At 48.5% G+C, this 17,715-nt stretch carries 13 protein-coding genes; 4 read left to right on the forward strand and 9 right to left on the reverse strand.

Annotated features, from left to right (window positions below):
• Nucleotides 1–56: 56 nt before the first annotated feature.
• Nucleotides 57–977 (forward strand): LysR family transcriptional regulator, encoded by a 921-nt coding sequence (locus HMPREF0868_RS07075; protein WP_012994050.1) that lies wholly within the window; start codon nucleotides 57–59, stop codon nucleotides 975–977.
• An 81-nt stretch (nucleotides 978–1,058) separates the two neighbouring features.
• Here the strand turns inward: HMPREF0868_RS07075 and HMPREF0868_RS07080 are convergent, their stop codons facing one another.
• Nucleotides 1,059–3,536, reverse strand: coding sequence for a glycoside hydrolase family 31 protein (locus HMPREF0868_RS07080; protein WP_012994051.1), 2,478 nt, complete (start codon nucleotides 3,534–3,536; stop codon nucleotides 1,059–1,061).
• A gap of 315 nt (nucleotides 3,537–3,851) precedes the next feature.
• Here HMPREF0868_RS07080 and HMPREF0868_RS07085 point away from each other — a divergent pair, with 315 nt between their 5' ends.
• The gene (locus HMPREF0868_RS07085) at nucleotides 3,852–5,309 is read left to right on the forward strand and encodes an MATE family efflux transporter (protein WP_012994053.1); all 1,458 of its coding nucleotides are present in this window, start codon (nucleotides 3,852–3,854) and stop codon (nucleotides 5,307–5,309) included.
• 15 nt (nucleotides 5,310–5,324) lie between these two features.
• Here HMPREF0868_RS07085 and HMPREF0868_RS07090 read toward each other — a convergent pair whose 3' ends face one another.
• Genes HMPREF0868_RS07090 through HMPREF0868_RS07120 form a run of 7 tightly spaced genes read right to left on the reverse strand, consistent with a single transcriptional unit; the run spans nucleotide 5,325 to nucleotide 12,807 of the window.
• Nucleotides 5,325–6,623, reverse strand: coding sequence for an MATE family efflux transporter (locus HMPREF0868_RS07090; RefSeq protein WP_012994054.1), 1,299 nt, complete (start codon nucleotides 6,621–6,623; stop codon nucleotides 5,325–5,327).
• Between the two features lie 7 nt (nucleotides 6,624–6,630).
• Nucleotides 6,631–7,602, reverse strand: a complete 972-nt coding sequence (locus tag HMPREF0868_RS07095; protein ID WP_012994055.1) for an ABC transporter ATP-binding protein — start codon at nucleotides 7,600–7,602, stop codon at nucleotides 6,631–6,633.
• Nucleotides 7,603–7,622: 20 nt separating this feature from the next.
• Nucleotides 7,623–8,456, reverse strand: a complete 834-nt coding sequence (locus HMPREF0868_RS07100; protein WP_012994056.1) for an ATP-binding cassette domain-containing protein — start codon at nucleotides 8,454–8,456, stop codon at nucleotides 7,623–7,625.
• Complete coding sequence (locus HMPREF0868_RS07105) at nucleotides 8,456–9,994, reverse strand: ABC transporter substrate-binding protein (protein ID WP_041705721.1); 1,539 nt, start codon at nucleotides 9,992–9,994, stop codon at nucleotides 8,456–8,458. Before HMPREF0868_RS07105 ends, HMPREF0868_RS07100 begins: the two co-directional genes overlap by 1 nt.
• A gap of 41 nt (nucleotides 9,995–10,035) precedes the next feature.
• Nucleotides 10,036–11,037: an ABC transporter permease gene (locus HMPREF0868_RS07110; RefSeq protein ID WP_012994058.1), complete on the reverse strand. Its 1,002-nt coding sequence runs from the start codon at nucleotides 11,035–11,037 to the stop codon at nucleotides 10,036–10,038.
• Nucleotides 11,024–11,968 carry an ABC transporter permease gene (locus HMPREF0868_RS07115; protein WP_012994059.1) on the reverse strand — a complete coding sequence of 315 codons (945 nt, stop codon included), beginning with the start codon at nucleotides 11,966–11,968 and terminating at the stop codon, nucleotides 11,024–11,026. The genes HMPREF0868_RS07110 and HMPREF0868_RS07115 overlap by 14 nt, the downstream gene beginning before the upstream one ends.
• Before the next feature lie 20 nt (nucleotides 11,969–11,988).
• Nucleotides 11,989–12,807, reverse strand: coding sequence for a class I SAM-dependent methyltransferase (locus HMPREF0868_RS07120; protein ID WP_157667978.1), 819 nt, complete (start codon nucleotides 12,805–12,807; stop codon nucleotides 11,989–11,991).
• 250 nt (nucleotides 12,808–13,057) lie between these two features.
• Between HMPREF0868_RS07120 and HMPREF0868_RS07125 the strand changes: the two genes are divergently transcribed.
• Nucleotides 13,058–14,029, forward strand: coding sequence for an L-lactate dehydrogenase (locus tag HMPREF0868_RS07125; protein WP_012994061.1), 972 nt, complete (start codon nucleotides 13,058–13,060; stop codon nucleotides 14,027–14,029).
• A gap of 419 nt (nucleotides 14,030–14,448) precedes the next feature.
• Nucleotides 14,449–16,533 carry an AMP-binding protein gene (locus tag HMPREF0868_RS07130; RefSeq protein ID WP_012994062.1) on the forward strand — a complete coding sequence of 695 codons (2,085 nt, stop codon included), beginning with the start codon at nucleotides 14,449–14,451 and terminating at the stop codon, nucleotides 16,531–16,533.
• Nucleotides 16,534–16,889: 356 nt separating this feature from the next.
• Here HMPREF0868_RS07130 and HMPREF0868_RS07135 read toward each other — a convergent pair whose 3' ends face one another.
• Nucleotides 16,890–17,621 carry a helix-turn-helix domain-containing protein gene (locus HMPREF0868_RS07135; protein ID WP_012994064.1) on the reverse strand — a complete coding sequence of 244 codons (732 nt, stop codon included), beginning with the start codon at nucleotides 17,619–17,621 and terminating at the stop codon, nucleotides 16,890–16,892.
• Nucleotides 17,622–17,715: the final 94 nt, after the last annotated feature.

A 17,715-nucleotide genomic window follows, 5' to 3' on the forward strand; every position in this document is an offset into this window, starting at 1 on the left:
TCCGGTCGTCCGGCGCAGCGCAAAAACGCAGTCACAAAAGTTAATTGGGGGTTTTGATGCTTGACTTACAAAAAATGAGCTACTTTATGGCAGTGGTTGAACAAAATTTCAACTTATCCAAAGCGGCGCAAAGCCTGTTTATCTCACAACCGGCCCTGAGCAACGCCATTCACGCCATTGAAAAAGAAGAAGAGCTGACGCTGTTCGTGCGCAACAACGGCCGTTACACCGGCCTTACACCCTGCGGTAAATATCTCTACGGCGAATGCAAGTTTTTGTTCCGCAAATACAACCAAATTTTAGAGCAGGCTAGGCGTATCGAAAGCGACGATTCGGAGACTGTCACCATTGCCGCCCCGCCTTTTTTGCTCCGCAGTTACGCCGCTGCCATACTGCTTGCTCTAAAAGATCGTTTTCCCCAAGTAGAGTTCCTTTTTCGTGAAGCCGACGAGGCCGGGCTGAAACGCGGATTATTAAAAGGTCATTTCGATATCGGGCTGATCACCGAACCCAATGATTATCGCAGCGCCGGTTTGTTTGTCGTCACCATTGATCAGGGACGCTTCATGGCCGTTTTAGAGAACAACCATCCTTTGGCCGGGCGCGAGATTTTGGAATGGCGGGAAATCGTTCCGTATCCGCTGGCTATCCCGGGGCCGCATTTTCCTACTTATGATCTGATCGTCAACTCCATTCGTTCGCGTGGCTTGAAGCCAAAAATCGGGATCGCCACCTCTGGTTGGGACTTTCAGGTAAGCTGTCTGCTTAAAACTGACTACATCAGCTTGATGCCAGAAATCGTCCGCAATTATTTTACTAAAGAGATGGACGAGCAGTTGAAAATGCTGCCGGTCAATCACCCCATTGCTTGGCGGGTAGCTTATTGTGAAAACAACCACATCCGCAAAACCCGCACAATGCAAGAGATACGTGCCGCTATTCTGGCCATGTATAACATACAATGCCCTGAAAATTAAGCCTAGGCCTAGGCTTAGGCTTGGGCTTGGGCTTGGGCTTGGGCTTGGGCTTAAGCTTCCACTCGCCCACGTCCGAAAAGCCTATAGCAGCTCATTTATAACGTCAGTCAACAAGCCGGAAATCTCGCGAGCTGCCTTGCTCACCCCTACTTGCACTTCATCGGCAACTTCCGCTAAATCCGGGCAAACTGTGAAACCGTTCGCCTGCAAACGGTGAAAAATTCGTTCTTTAAAGTCGAAGTCAATCTGGGCATAGTTGAGAATTTTCTCCAGCAAAGGCTCAATAAATTCGCGCTGCTCCGCTCCCGTGCCGGGCAAATTCTGACTAACTGTAAAATTAAGGTGCAAGCAGTTTACGTCCTCGACCGCCGGCAAAAGCACCCGAGTCGTTTGGGTTGCCGCCTCATAAAGCGGTTCAAGCTGCAACGTATTTGCATTTTTCAACGTCAAAGTTATCGTTTCTATTTTTGTTCGCATGAAGTGCAACTCAAACCCTTTTTCAAACGATTTTATCCGGCCCAGCCCGAAATTCACTTCGACTGAATGTTCGCCCCATTTTAATTGAATGCAAGTTTTTCGCGGATTTGCGGAGTCGCCATCCGCCCCACACTCATCATCTTCATATAAAGTAAACTCGCCGTCAGCTCCCGGGTACAGCCTTATGGTCAAGCTATCTCCCTCTAACGGCACAATACCGCCGGCAGGCACTAACACCGGTATTTCGGCTAAAGGACGATGCAGCTTTACTCGTCGGCCGCCCCGGTACCTCACCCCGGTGAAAAAGTCAAAAAACATCCCTTCGGGTAGCCAAGCTTCTGTTTCTGCCAGCCTGAGCAGGGCATTCATTTTTGTCGTCACCGGCGCGACGAGCATCTCGGAACCGAATTGGTATTCGTTCGGGTAATGATAGGCCGCTTCTTCCTCCGGCCAGGCGTGATAGAGTGGCCGTACTATAGGTATCCCGTCTAAATGGCTGCGGTAATTCATAGAATGCAGATAGGGCAGTAACTTGGCGCGCAAACGTAGGAAATTTCCCATTATTGTCCGTACTTCTATGCTATAGTTCCAAGGTTCTTTGCCGGCAAAGCGATTACAGGTGCTGTGCAAGCGGTTAATGGGTGAAAAAACGCCGAATTGCAGCCAGCGGCAAGCTAGTTCGTCATCGCGGATGCCGTTCATGTGTCCGCCGATGTCGTGGCTCCACCAACCGTAGCCGATATTGGCCGCCGTGGCCGTAAAATACGGCTGAAAAGCCAAACTCGCCCACGAAACCACTGTGTCGCCGGAAAAACCTATCGGGTAGCGATGCGAGCCGGGGCCGGCATAGCGTGACAAAATTAATCGTGGCAACGATTGCCTGGCGGCATGCGCAAAATGGTAGCAGTTAAGCAACCACAGGGGGTCAAGTCCCGGTATTTTGCTGTTTTCGCCTTGTTGCCAGTCGATCCACCAAAAATCCGTGCCGTCTGCTTCGAGCGGCGCAAGCAGCGTGTCGAAATAGGCCCGGCGGAATTTCGGGTCTGTGAAGTCAAAGGGGATCGTCCCCGTTCCGCTTGCCGTCTCCGTTCCGCTTGTACTAGTACCGCCCTCCTTGCCGCCGGCAACCGCAGTCGGTATCGCCGATCCCGCCATTGCAACTTTAAACGCTTGATACTCGTCTTCAAACGGCTGTACCCCGGCCGCCGGGTGCAGATTCAAAGCTGTTTTTAGCCCGGCAGCATGCAAACGCCGCAAGAACCCTGCCGGATCAGGGAACAGCTCGCGATTCCACGAGAACCCGGTCCAGCCATTGCCGCCATCAGGTACGTCAGTCAAATGCCAGTCCATGTCGATTACGGCCACGGAAAACGGCAAATTCTCTCGCTTAAAACGTTCGATTAAAGCCAGATATTCCGCCTGGCTGTAGCGCCAATACCTGCTCCACCAATTTCCCAGAGCAAAAGCAGGCAGCAGCGGCGTTGCCCCACTCAACCGATAAAAATCGCGCAAGCCGCCCACAAAATCCTTACCGTACAAGAATAAATACATATCTTCCGTGCCTGATGGCCGCGGCCAAAAACTTTGCGCATCAGGGCGCAAGCAACTGTCGTCACGTAAAATGCCGATACCTTCCCGCGAAAACAAGCCGTCATCCATTCTGACCGCCCCGTCAGCCTTATCTAAAGTACGAACCGTTCCGCCCAAATTGTGCAAACTTTCGCCCCACGTCCAAATATTCTGCTTTCCGGCCAAACGGACGGCAATAACCTTCGCCCAGCGGTTTAGGCTACATTTCAGGCCACGATTTAGACCACCACCATCCGCCTCAACCTCTGCCGGACAAAAATTATCCATAGGGTCCTTAGCCGTGTTAAGCCACACCTCCGCCGCGGCAGTTTTTATGGCCACAACTCCGTCCTGTTCCGTTATTTCTGCCGTCACATCGGGGAAATCACGGTTTACCACTATTAAACTGCAAGCATCGGTAAAACGCCGCCTCGGATCGTATTCTAAACGCACTAGCCGTTCCGTCAGCAAAGTAATTCGCCAGTTCGCGCGTATGAACGATTCATTTTTCATTATCTTACCCTCATCATTTCACAACTGTTGCATTCATTCTGTCTGTTTCGTTTCAAAGTTCTTATACCATAATATTTGCTATCATACCAAATCTCTTAAAAGCTTTATTCCATCAAAAGTTTTTTCCGCACCTTCGGACTTGCTTTAGCTAATTTACTGCATTAAAATAGTTATTCACAGCAATTATCTAGTTCAAGCTAAATCGTTGTTCAAGCTAAGTAGTAGTTCGTGCTTATTTTATATTAGTTTAATTTATACTCGTTATACTAGCATTTTCTAAAATTCATGCTTTAAAGAAAGGCTTTATTAAATTTAATGTTAGCAAAAAATAATCCCCAAGGCACCAAAAATAATCACAAGGGGGTAGGAAATATCTCTATTAATTTCGCTGCCGCTGCTTCTAACCCCTTGGGTCAAGAAAATATAGGTCGCCTGTTTTTTCGCCTAGCAATCCCGGCGTTGGTAGCACAAATTGTCAATCTGCTTTATACCATGGTTGACCGCATGTACATCGGTCACATGCCGGAAGTCGGCTCGATCGCACTTTCCGGAATCGGCATCGCTTCACCGCTGTTGATGACCGTTTCCGCCTTTGCCGTTTTGCTAGGGGCAGGCGGTGCCCCAAGGGCTTCGCGACTTTTGGGAGCCGGGGATCAGGGCGGCGCTTCGTCCGTGTTAAACACGGCTGCATCTTCCTCTTTAGGCATCGGAATCGGCTTAAGCATCCTGTTCATAAGTATTTTGAAACCGCTGTTGCAAGTGCTCGGTGCGGGGCCTAATTCCCTTCCTTTCGCCTATGATTACTCTTTCGTCTATCTGCTCGGCACGACCGCCGTGATGTTTTCTTTGGGCATGAATCAATTCATTTCCGTACAGGGGTTCGCCAAAGCCGCTATGCTCACTACCGTAATCGGTGCCGTCTTGAACATTTTTCTCGACCCGCTTTTTATTTTTGTGTTCAAATTAGGGGTAGCCGGAGCCGCTTGGGCAACCATCATTTCACAAGCCGTTTCCGCCGGCTACGTTATCACTTTTCTGCGTTCCGGGAAGTCATTTTTACGGCTACGCTTTGAAAAACCACGCGGCAAAGTTCTACTCGCCATCCTCGCCCTCGGCTTTTCGCCGTTCATTATGAATGCCACCGAATCGTTGCTACAAATATCTTTTAACCGCTCACTCTTTAAATTCGGCGGTGATTTGGCAGTCGCAACTATGTCCATCAATTCAATGATCAGTCTGATGACGATTCTACCTATTTTCGGCTTTGCGCAAGGTGCTGTAGCCTTAATTTCCTACAATTACGGGGCGCAAAATATTGAGCGACTCACAGCTTCATTGAAATATTTGCTCTGCACCAATTTGGCGGTAGGCATTGTGTTCACCGGAATTTTGGAACTTTGGCCGCACTTTTTTGTCGGCTTATTCACCGCCAATCATCAGCTGCTCGCCGCGACCGTTCCCTGTCTGCGCATCTACGTGGCCGGAACTTTCGTGATCGGCTTGCAGATTAGCTGCCAACAGGCTTTCATCGCCTTTTCACAGGCCAAACTTTCCGCTGTCATGGCCTTGCTCCGCAAAATCGTATTATTGATTCCTCTAATTTTCATTTTGCCAAATTTCATAAAGCCGGAAATTTACGCCGTCTATATCGCAGAACCGGTCAGCGACATAATTTCCTCTATCGTCACCACCGTTGCTTTTCTGCTCTTCTTGCGGCAAGAAATTATTCGCCTACGGCTCAAATCCACTCCGTTTGAAAGTGAGAACAGGTGAATCACTAATCACTCGTTAAATTTCCCGTTGACACCAACGATTGCCGTGCAGTCGCCACGCCGAAATCAAAGCGCGTAAACCTTGGTCGCAAGCAATCGCCATCCAGGCACCCGGCAAACCAAATCCCCATGGATAGATAAATAGATACGTTATGATCGGCCGGAAAACGGCAATAATTATCAAAGAATATTTGGCCACAAAAGACGTATCGCCGGCGCCGCGCAAAGCACCCGCGTTGATCGGGGCAATAGCCTCCGGAATCAGGGCGATGCCGCTCACGAACAAGACCCGGGTTGCCAGACTCAGAACCTCGCCCTCCGCCATCATCAAGCCGGCCAGACTGCGCCCGAACGCGATGAACAAAAACGACCCCAATACCCCTACACTCAAACTGAACAGCAAGCCCGTGCGAATGTATTGCCGCGCCTGTTTCACATCATGCGCCCCTAAACTTTTGCTAACTAGCGTAGCCTCCGCCTGTCCCATGCCGATGAAAATATAATAAAAAATATCCTCTATAATCATCGTCACGTAGCCCGTCCCCGTGCCGACCGTGCCCAAATCGGCAATCAGCCTAGCAAAGATAAACAAGCCGATACGCTCACAAATCTGCTCTGACACCGCATGTACTGTCAGGCGAGCCATTTTAAGCGGCTTAATCAAACGATTGGTAAAGCCGAGGCCCGTATTTTGCAGCCTGAGCGCGAGAATCAGTGCCGTTGTAGCCGCACATATCATGGTCGCCAAACCGGCTCCGGCTACCCCCATGGCCGGCGCCCCGCAATTGCCGAAAATAAAAATGTAATTTAGCCCGGCGTTGAGTATATTGCCGACCGCTCCAGCGAAAAATATCACTTTGCCGCGCCCCGTCATCATAAACGGCACTGCCAACACCGTGCTAATTGCATCAAAAAACCTGCTGACCGCTATCCACTTAAAATACGCCGCGGCAATTGCGCTGTAATCACTTTTCGCCCCCGCGATTTTCACGATATCGGTGGCAAAAATGATCGCCGGCACGGTAAGCACTGTGTACATGACCAGCGTAATAAGCATACCGGTAGTAAAGATTCTTTTCGCTTCTTCAATATTTTTTTCACCGTAGCGCCGCCCCACCAAAGCCGTTAGTGCCACTGCCAAAGCCGTGTACAAAATGCTCAAGACCATTTTCGGCTGTGAACAAATCCCGACTGCCGCCAACCCGGCAATTCCCAGCTGTCCCACCATAGCCAAATCGAGCAAAATAGCAAAATTCAAAAACAGGCCTTGCCCCGCCAGCGGAACGGCCAAGCGCAAAAAATCTTTTTTTATCATGTATTCCTCAAAGCCTTTGAGAATCCTTGCCGATTATATCCGAAAAAAGCTGTATGGTGTAGGGATTTTTCATAGTCTCGGCAATCCTTTTCGCCGGCAGCCGCTCCAAGATCGTGCCGTCTTTTATGATTAATATTTCATCGCAAAAAGCTGTTGCCAAAACCAAGTCATGGGAAATAAAGAGGATCGACATTTTATATTCCTCTTTCAGTTCTTTCAATAAATTAATAATATTGGCCGCCACCCCCGCATCAAGATTGGAGGTTGCTTCGTCACAGATCAAAATTTTGGGCTCGGTCAGTAAAGCTCTCGCAATCGAGGCGCGTTGACACTCGCCGCCGCTTAAATCGCCCGGTTTGGCATAATAAGCTTCTTTGGCATCGAGCCCGACCCGACGCAGCATTGCAAGACTCCGCGCTCTGCTCTCGGCCGTGTTTAGATTCAGGATTCGTTTTTGACCGATATCCAACGAAGTGCCAATCGTCTTTAGTGGATCGAAAGAATTGGTCGAATCCTGATAAATCATTTGAACTTTTTGGTTTATAATACGGCGACTGAGCCTAATATGCGCATAAATGCTGGTTCCATCGAGAAAAACTTCGCCGGAAGAAGGCTTGGCCAGCCCCGTGAGCATTCTGGCAGCCGTGGACTTGCCGCAGCCTGAGTCCCCTAGCAAGCCGAGGATCTGAAACTTTTGCAGGTCAAAACTGAGCTTGCTTAGCACCTTTTTGCGTCCGTATCGCAACGTAACGCTGGCACAGCTGATTAACGGCGGCTCAGCTGAAGTCGCCGCACTCGGCTCAGCTGAGGTTGCCACACTAGTTTCAACTGAGGCTGCCTCGCCAGACTCAGCTGAAATTGCCGCACTCGGCTCAGCTGAAGTTGCCGCACCCGGCTCAGCTGAAGTTGCCGCACCCGACTCAGCTGAAGTTGCCGCACCCGGCAAATCATTTTCTGGTTCAATCAACGGCTTGGCCATTGTAACTCACCCTCTTTCACTTAATTTTCTTCCACTATGCGCCACGGGGCAACATAGTGCCGCGAATCCGGTTGCAACAAATATTCCTGCAACTCCCCGTAGTCAAAATCATTGTAGGAAACCTTCGCCGGCAAACCTTCGTTAAATTTTGGCACCGCCCCCAACAACGCTTTTGTATACGGGTGAATAGGTCGCCCTATGACCTCTGCTTGGCTGCCGGCTTCCAAAATATGGCCGCCAAAAATTACCATCACCCGATCCGCAATCTTTTCCACTACCCGCATATCATGCGTTACTAGCAAAATAGACCTGTTTTCCGCCTTAATACGGCTGAATTCCTTCATGACCATGTTTCGTACGCCCATATCCAGTGCCGACGTCGGTTCATCGGCGACAATGAAACCCGGTTCAAAAAACAAAGCCATAGCAATCGAGATACGCTGCAGCATACCGCCGCTCATTTCGTATGAGTAACCATGCAACAACTCTTCCGCGTCCTTCAAGCCGACTGTTTCCAACAAATGCACCGCCCGATTTTTGATCTCAGACGAACGCAGCGAACTCTTGCTGTGCGCCAACTGCTTGAAATGTGTCCAAATACAATTGGTCGGGTTGAAAGACGAAAATGGATTTTGAAACACAACCCCAAAATCAGAATTACGTCTTATTTCACCGCGATAATAAAAATCTGTCAAGGCGGCATTGATAACCGCCTTGAGCAGAGTGGATTTGCCAGAGCCGGATTCACCGACAATGCACAGTACTTCGCCCGGTCGCAGGTCAAAGGAAAGGCCGTGCAGCACTTCCTTGGCCCCATAACCGGCATACAAATTTTTTACTTCTAATAGATTCATTATTCAATATCGGTGTTCACCGTAACGATACGGTATTCAAATGGACTGATGTCCAAGTTTTTGACATTTTTCTTGTAAGCCAGATCAATTTTTACATTGCCGATATAGTAATGCAGATTATCAGCCAATGCAAGCTTTAAAATTTTTCGCGCCATTTCATCACGTTTGGTTGCGTCAAATTCGCTTTTCATCTGTTTCAGCAGGGCGTCGACTTCAGTGTTGCTGTATTTGTTGAAATTGGCAGTCCCATTCGTGCCAAAAACTGAGGATAGATAGTCATATGGGTCACCAATACGCAGGGTCACCATGCCATACATACCCAAGTCAAAGTCGCCTTTATTTAAGTATTTGGAATTTTCATGTTGGATTGCTTCGACTGACCAACCGGCTTTAGTAAATTGTGCTTGCAGTTGTGTGGCGATCTTAGGAATATTCAAACGCTCATAAAACTTCAATGCTACTTTGTTTCCGCCGGCTTTCGTCTCGTCAGCCAACGCTTTCGATTTTGCCGCGTCGAAACCGACACTCTCGTTTTCTTTCAGAGCAAAAGGCAGATTGGGTGCGAAGGGGCTGTAAATGGTTTCGATGCCGCCCTTCAAAAGATCTTTGGCAATTTCTTCCCGGTTAATCGCCCGGAAAAGGCCTTCACGTACCTTGGGATCAGGCAGTTTGGTCGGATTGGCGTAAATCATGTACACACGTGAACTCGGGGTGCGGGTAACAGTAAAATCGGGATTGCTGCTTAAGCGATCTGCCGTATCGGTGTCGACCTGAGCCAAATCTACATCACCAGATTCAACCGCTAGCCCCAAGGTGGTCGATTTGCCGACTGCTTTATTCACAATACGGCTGAGTTTCGGCGTACCGTTCCAATAATTTTTGTTCGGCACCAACTCCATGGTCTTTTCGGGTTCAAACTTATCTATCATATATGGGCCGGTGCAAATCGGTTTGGTAGCAATTTCCGATGTATCGGTCACATCACAAATAATGAAATGCGGATCGGCCAAGGCATTCAAAGCAGTTGCATTCGGTTCCGGCGTTTTCATGCTGAATTCGTTCTCTTCTACCTGAAATTCCGTGCCTTTTAGCGCGGCGGCTTCCGGATTCAGTTCAATCGTTCTTTGCAGGCTGGCGACAACTTTTTTGGCGGTTACCGGGTTGCCATTCGAAAATTTAAGTCCGCTTTTTAATTGTATTACCCAGGTTTGCGGATCCACATTCATGTATGATTCCACTAAATTGCCAACCAATTTATAATTGGCATCCAAGGTGAACAAGGTCTCACCTACGCCCAGTTTTACCAACTCCCAGCCGTTCCAATCCTTATGCGGATCATTAGACGCGTAGATGTAGGATGAACCGATTTTCAGCACTTTTTCCCCTTTGCTTCCGGCGGTTTTATCGGCTGCCGCAGCTTGCGTCATTGCCGGATTTTTCGTCGTGTCGCCGGTAGTTTTAGCCGTTTCACCGCAAGATGTAAGTAGCATACTCGCGGCAAGTAGTCCGGACAAAAGTCCCAATATTATTTTTTTCATATTTACCTCCATGTTATTACTTCCATTTTGTGACCTTCATGTTATGAAAGCTTTTTCCTTAATCTATCGCTCATTATATTAAATAAAAAAGAGCAAATTATTAATGCAGCGCACGGGCAAAGTACCGTCCAAGCGGCACGTTGCAGGTACGGAACATTTTCACTGATCATTGACCCCCACTCTGCTTGGGGCAGCGGCGCACCTAAGCCCAAAAACGACAGGCCGGCCAGGCTCACCATCATGGTTGCAACTTGTAGGCTCATCGTTACGGCAACAACCGAACAAAAGTTAGGCAGCAGGTGACGGAACAGGATTTCCGGGCCTCGTTCTCCGGATAAAATTGCCGCTTTGACGTAGAGGTCTTCTTTATGCGATAGGACGAAGGCTCGCACCAATCGAGCATAATTGGTCCAACTGACGCAAAGTAGGGACAGGCCGGCATTTTTGACGCCGCCACCTAAAATCCCGGAAATAAAAATTGCTAGCAGCAATGACGGGAAAGCCATGACTAGGTCGGTCAGGCGCATCAAAATTTCGTCCACGGCGCGGCCGTAGTAGCCGCTGATCATGCCGATTGCTGTTCCAACCACAGCAGAAACGATTACCAAGCCGATCGCCGGAATCAGGCTGGTTCGGATCCCGACAAGCACTCGCGAAAAAACACAGCGGCCGTAGCTGTCCGTGCCAAAAGGGAAAGCCGCAGATGGCGCTTGTAATGCCCGTAGCGGCACCGCTTCATTCGGGGGATTCGGCACCAGTTGATCGGCGAAAAGGCCGACTAGCAGCAGCGCCACGAACACGGCCACAAGCACATAAAGGATTTTGTCGGGGCGGCGCACCTTGGCTTTGGTGTGGCGGCAAATACGAAGGATCGGCAGTTCGGCCGCGCTTCTGTTGGCCGCGCCGCTGTTGGCCGCGCCATTTTTGGCCGCGCCATTTTTGGCCGCGCCGTTGTTGGCCGCGCCGCTGTTGGCCGCGTTTCCGCCGCCTGCGGCCTCGTCGGCCGCGCCGCTGCGAAAATTATTTTGCCTAATCTTGCCCATTCGTCAACGCCGGCCTCCTATCCACCAACTTATGTAAAATATCACTTAGCATATTTACAATCAAATAAGTAAACCCACTGATCAAAACAAACGCCTGCACTGTCGGATAATCGCGGAACAAAATCGACTCCATTACCAACGAACCCAAACCCGGCCAGGCAAAAAGATTTTCCACAATCGTCACCCCGGCCATCAAATAACCTAGTGCCATCGCCATCAAGTTAAACACCAGTGGCAAACAATTTTTGAGCACATTACCGAAAAGAATAATCGACGGTTTAAACCCTCGTACCTTTAATGCCGTTACATAGGGTGCGCCGAGTTCATCAATCAAACCGGCTCGGATCTGCCGAGTATATTTACCAATCATCGGCAGTGAGAGCGCGATCGACGGCAACACCCAACCATTCGCGTTACCCATGGCCAGCACCGGAAATATTTTCAATTTTACGGCAAAAACAATCAATAAAATAACGCCCGAAACAAAGCTTGGGATCGACGCTAACGTAAAACTTACCCCTCCGATCAGCCGATCAAGGAAACCACCTTTGTGGTAAGCAGATAAAACGGCGGCCGCGATCGCCAAAACAAATGTAAATACGAAAGACGGCAAAGCCAACCTCAGGCTGAGCGGCAAAGCTTCCTTAATTTTGTCGCTGACCGCGCGTCCGTCACGAAAAGACCGCCCCATATCGCCCTCGATGAAGTGACCGAGCCAGCGTGAATATTGCTTCAGCCATGGATCATTAAGCCCAGCTTCCGCCCGCTTTTGCGCCAAGATCTCAGGGGACGGCAGAGGCTCATTGTGAGCAATATAATACATTTCCACCGGATCACCTTCTGCAAGGAAATTAGTCACAAACGCCAGCAAGCTTATGCAAAGCAGCAACAAAATCCCATGCATAATTTTTGTAAATATATACTTCTTCATATTTTTAGTCTCAGTATTAATCAACGCTCGGCGACAACGATAAAGGTCGGGCTAGTGCGGTAAGCTATCTGTTCCGGCAAGGCGTAAACACGCTTATCCAAGTTTTCCTCCGTCTCGACTCGCTTAAACTTCAGTTGTTGCAGCAATGCCGAATCAAAACTCGGCCTGGTTGTGTAGGTAAACGGCAATTCCGCCGCCAAAGCCGCACAAGCTTGCGATTCAGCTGCACTTATCCGGGGTTGCAAACCGTGCCGCAGCGCAAGCTGAAAATCTTTTTCCATCTGTAATTTTAACGATTCGTCATGCAAATAAGCATACCAGTTGGCATCTACTATAAGGAGCTTGCCGCCAGGTTTCAGCCAAGTTTGCCATTTAGCATAAGTGACCGCCGGGAACTTGAGCATCCAAGTGACGTTGCGCATCACAATATAATCAAAAGTTTCATCGGAAAAGGCATAGCTTTCCACATCTCCCAAGACAAATTTCGTCGTCGCCGCCAGATCTCCTAAATTTTTGCGAGCCATAGCCAACATGTTGGATGATTTATCCAGGGCGGTCACAGCAGCACCATGAGCAGCAAAAATGGCCGCAAACATACCGGGGCCGGTTCCAAGGTCCAAAACCTTTCGGCCGGAAACCTCGCCGACATACTTGCTGAGGACTTGCCACCAGGCCTCGCAGCCGCCTTGCTTTATCTCGTAAGCAACGTGCTGATCATATGTTTCAGCGCGAAGTTGCCAGTATTCATCCATCGTGGGAAGATCCGGTTTTGCTGTTTGTTCCGTTGATTCGCGCTTGGCCTGTTGATCGGCAGATTTAATTTGCATATACTTTCGCACTTTCGCCTTCATCGCAACGTTAAGTCTCTCGACATACGCTTGCTATTCCTTTTGAAGCACTGATATTTTACAGACTTAAGCGCCTCAAAGTAAGCCCCGGTGGGGGATATAACTCCGCCGCACGCGTCAACGGTTGGTCAGCCAAAAAATTTTCTGTTCTTTGCTCCAAAAATCTCGTACATGCAAAACACTTTGTGATAAAGTAATAGATGTAGTTGTATTTCTTATTTCATATATTAAGGAGGACAATATGTCTGTAGATAAAAGAAAAGTAGTTTTAGTCGGTTGTGGAATGGTTGGTATGAGTTACGCTTACGCAATGCTTAATCAGCAAACCTGCGATGAACTGGTCCTGATTGATTACGTGAAACAAAAGGCGGAAGGTGAAGCGATGGACTTAAATCATGGTCTCGCTTTTTCCGGCTCGCACATGAAAATTTGGAACGGCAATTATTCGGACTGCAAAGATGCTGATATCGTAGTAATTTGTGCCGGCGTCGCTCAGAAACCCGGCGAAAGCAGAATGGATCTGTTGGCAAGAAATACTGCGGTTTTTAAATCTATCGTTGAGCCGGTTTCAAATTCAGGCTTCAACGGCATTTTCCTGGTCGCTACCAACCCGGTTGATGTAATGTCCAAAGTTGTATATGATTTGTCCGGCTTTAATCCGCGGCGAATAATCGGTACCGGCACTTCGCTGGACACAGCAAGATTGAGATATTTGTTAGGCGATTATCTGAAAATCGATCCGCGAAGCATTCATGGTTATGTTATGGGTGAGCATGGTGATACGGAATTCGTCCCTTGGAGCCGCGTTTGTGTATCAACCAAGCCTATTCTTGAGATCGTCGAGGAGTCGAACGGCGTTTATAGCAAGGAAGCCCTAACCAAAATTGAGGTGGATGTCAGAACCGCTGCTTATAAAATTATTGAAGCTAAAAAGGCGACTTACTACGGCATAGGAACTGCGCTTAACCGGATTACCAAAGCTATTTTGGGAGACGAAAATTCCATTCAGACGGTTTCTGTGTATTTGCGAGGCGAGTATAATCAAAGAGGTATATATGCCGGTGTTCCGGCGGTTATCAACGCCAACGGTGTGCAGTCTATCTTGCAGTGCGGCTTAACCGAAGAAGAGCAGGGGAAACTTGATGCTTCGTGCAAAGAGCTGAAAGTTAAGGTAAAGGAAGCCGAGCAAACTATTGAAAGCACCAAAAATTGAGGTCTTAATTCGAAATTTCTTGTGAATCATCAGGGCGTAGCGGACAATGTTCGTTGCGCCCTACTCTATCTAGCGCAAAATTAAGATTAGTATTTGTTCCTTTGCTCTTTGCGCCCTTGTTTCACCGCACTAATCATCGCTGCACCGCAATTAACCCTACCGTCGACCTGCTCTGCTCTGAAAATTCATGTGCGTAAGTATAACATATGGCTGGTTGATATCGCGGCTTAAATATTACGGTCGTTTGTTATATTTCTAAAAAATATTGACACCAACAATACTATTATCTTACAAAACAGTATGTAACCGCTTTTAATTTTTGTTAGTTTGATGTTAGAATAATTGAAAGTTGGGAATTTAAGTTCCGCACTTGAAGTTTGGAAGTCGAATTTTGGAAGTTGAAGTTTGGAGCTTGAATTTTGAAGTTTAAAACAGACCAACTTGATTCACAAAAATTAGGTGAAAGGATTTTGACCATGCAATCAACTGTCGGTCGCACTTATGTTGACCATCCTGTATTTTCCGATTTACGCACCTTGCTTGACAACTGCCGGCAACGTTTTGCCTCCCATGATGCTTATGTCTATCGTTTGCAGCCTAAAGGCCGGTGTGCTCACAAAACCTACCAGGCTTTCTGGGACGACATAAACGCGCTCGGCACCGGGTTTTTGGCCCGCGGCCTGGTCACTCTCCCCGATGATTACGCCCGCCGATCCGCAGCGACTCCGGACGTTTTGCCACCACATTACGGCGAACCGGGGTCCTGCTGTGAACTTGATTCCGCGCGATCTCGCATTGCCGTTATCGGTGAAAATTCCTACGCTTGGATCTTGCAGCACAACGCCAATCTCTTCGGCCTCGGCATTTCCGTGCCATTGGACAAACAACTTTCCGAACCCGAGTTAAAAGTCTTATTGAATCGCGCCGCAGTCGACATCATATGTTTTGATGCCAAGCATTATCCGATTTTGGCCGCCGTTTTGCCAGATGTACCCACGCTTAAACACCTCGTATTGCTGGATGACGGTAATCTTGCTCGAAAATTGGAGGCGGAGAATCCGCAAATCATCAGCCTTGACACCCTTTTAACTGGTGGACGGGCGGCTTTGGCTGCCGGCGATGACCGTTTCAGCCGTATCTGTCTCGACCCGGACGCCCCGGCAGCCCTAATTTTCACCTCCGGTACTTCCGCCCAATCTAAAGGAGTGTTGCTCAGCCATCGCAATATCGCTTACAATGCGGGGCAGGCGGCGCGACTGTTAGATATTCCAACCGGCACAAGAGCCTTATCTCTCCTGCCTTTACACCACACATTTGAAAACACCTGTGGGCTTTACGGACTTTGGAATTACGGTGTGACCGTGCATATCAACGACAACCTACGTTATGTCGGGTACAATCTGCAAGATTGGAAAATACAGTTCGTCCTATGTGTGCCGGCCATTGTCGATGCGCTGTACAAGCAAATTCAGCGAACAATAAAAAAGCAAAACAAAGAGCGGCAAGTCGAACTGGCCAGATTGGCCAGCAACAGTATGCGTATGGTCGGCCTCGATAATCGCCGGCAAATATTCAAAGCTATTTTGGACCGGCTTGGCGATTTACGTTGGATGATTGTCGGTGCGGCCGCCCTCGATCCAGTCGAAGCTGCTTTTTTCAACGACATCGGTATTGAACTATGGACCGGCTACGGCCTGACAGAATCGGCTCCGTTGGTTTCCTGCAACAACCAAGAACTTAGTATACTCAACTCGGTCGGAGTCGTTTGCCCCGATTTGTCTTTAAAAATAGTTTCAGACGAACAACCCGCCCATTACGAAAACACCGCCGACAACAGCGGCCTCAACATGTTTAACATTTTCCGTTTTTTCACCTCTAATGAGACTGAGCCGGTTAAAGGTGAGATCTGTGTCAAGGGCAAAAATGTCATGCTCGGCTACTTTGGGGACCCGGAGGCCACGGCTGCCGCTATCGACGCCGAAGGTTGGCTGCACACCGGGGATGTCGGCTATCTCAATGAGAAAGGCTGCCTGTTCATAACCGGAAGAATAAAGTCGATGATTGTCCTCAACAACGGCAAAAAAGTTTTTCCGGAAGAAATCGAGGCCAAGCTTTGCCAGATCGCCGGCGTTAAAAATGCCCTTTGTTGGGGGGAGCCCGGCAATCGCGAACAAGTCGATGTCGTTTGTAAGTTGCAGCTTAACCCGGAAGAATTACCGGAAAACTGTCGCCGCCCGGCTGACACCGCTGCGGTAACCGAAGTCGGTGCCGACTCAGTCTTGGATACTGTCGCTGTACGGGAATATCTCGATGAGCATATCGCGGCATTGAATCAACAGCTTGCAGAATACAAGTATATACGCTATTGTATATATACATTAAAGGACTTTAACCTGACCACAACCTTGAAAATACGCCGCGCCAAAGAAATCGAAGCTACCCATGCAGCTTTAGCCAAGACCGGCGCTACTTTAAAAGACAAGCACTTGCAATCCATAGACTGAAGCCGCTTAGTGAAGCTGGCGAAAATCTTCAGACCTTCAGGCAGGTTAAAGCGGCTAGCTCAGCTTGCGCAACCCCCGCGAACCCCACAAACCGCTTCCTGCCTTTGTCTCCCGGCTTGCCAACACCGGTCTCAGCTACATTTCAGCATGACCGATGTCGCTACCGGCACCGGACCGGTTGTCGACCCGAAGCTTTATACACCGAGGCCAAGGTCGCTGCCGTCGCCGGTGTCGCTACCGATACCGGGCCGGATTATAAGGGTCAAAGAAGAACGAATAGTAATCAAGGAAAACATTACCGCACTTTTAAAATTTGAGCGAACATCCAGCTTTGATGCTACTATTAGGCATCCTACTTATGTCACGATAAACATGTTATAAAACTTAATCATCTGCAAATCATATTTGGATATTTTCAGTTGTTTTACCAACGTGCTGTCCGGCACCTTTTTGACTTTGCTGACCAGAATTTTAAACGTAACCGGCATCAGTGGCCGAGACGATATACCGGCAAAATGGCCGAATTTCTCCTCAGCATCGTTATATGTCGTCGGAATACTTATCTTCAACTCTTCCATCGCCATCGACTTATTTTGCAAAGTAAAAATGCTGATGACATCATAATGTTGGAGGGTTCCAACGAAGGTGAATTCGCAAAGCTGATACCGCTCCGCATCTTCAACGTTATAAAAAAGTTTTGCTTCAAGGGAGGCTTCCCCCTCACGCGGAATTGGATTAATCACCATCACCGACTCGGTCAGCTTTTTGTTGCGCCCGTCATAAAAATAGACATAGAACTTATACGTGTCCTTAAAAAAAGCCGGTATTTCAGCCTGTGAAGGCACTCGGGCCGTCGGAGCCGGCACATACAGGAGCTGCTCCAAATTAACCCCCAGTGCTCGCGCGATTTCGTACAATGTCTGAACGTCCAAAATAATTTGGCCGCTTTCGTACTTCGCCACCGTGGCCTTGCCCTTATTTATCAGGCTTCCCAGATCACTTTGGGTAAGTTTGAGACGTTTGCGAAAAAAACGTATATTGTCACCTATAATCGGGCTGATATCGGGATTCGCCCCTAAATTCGTCATCCTATCTCTCCTAAAAATCAACTTTTCTTTGTAAATTTGTTCATTCGCATAATTTCGCCTTGATTATAGCGTTTTAACGGCCAAAAATCAATTA

The sequence above is a fragment of the Mageeibacillus indolicus UPII9-5 genome, from assembly GCF_000025225.2.
Lineage (GTDB): Bacteria > Bacillota > Clostridia > Saccharofermentanales > Fastidiosipilaceae > Mageeibacillus > Mageeibacillus indolicus.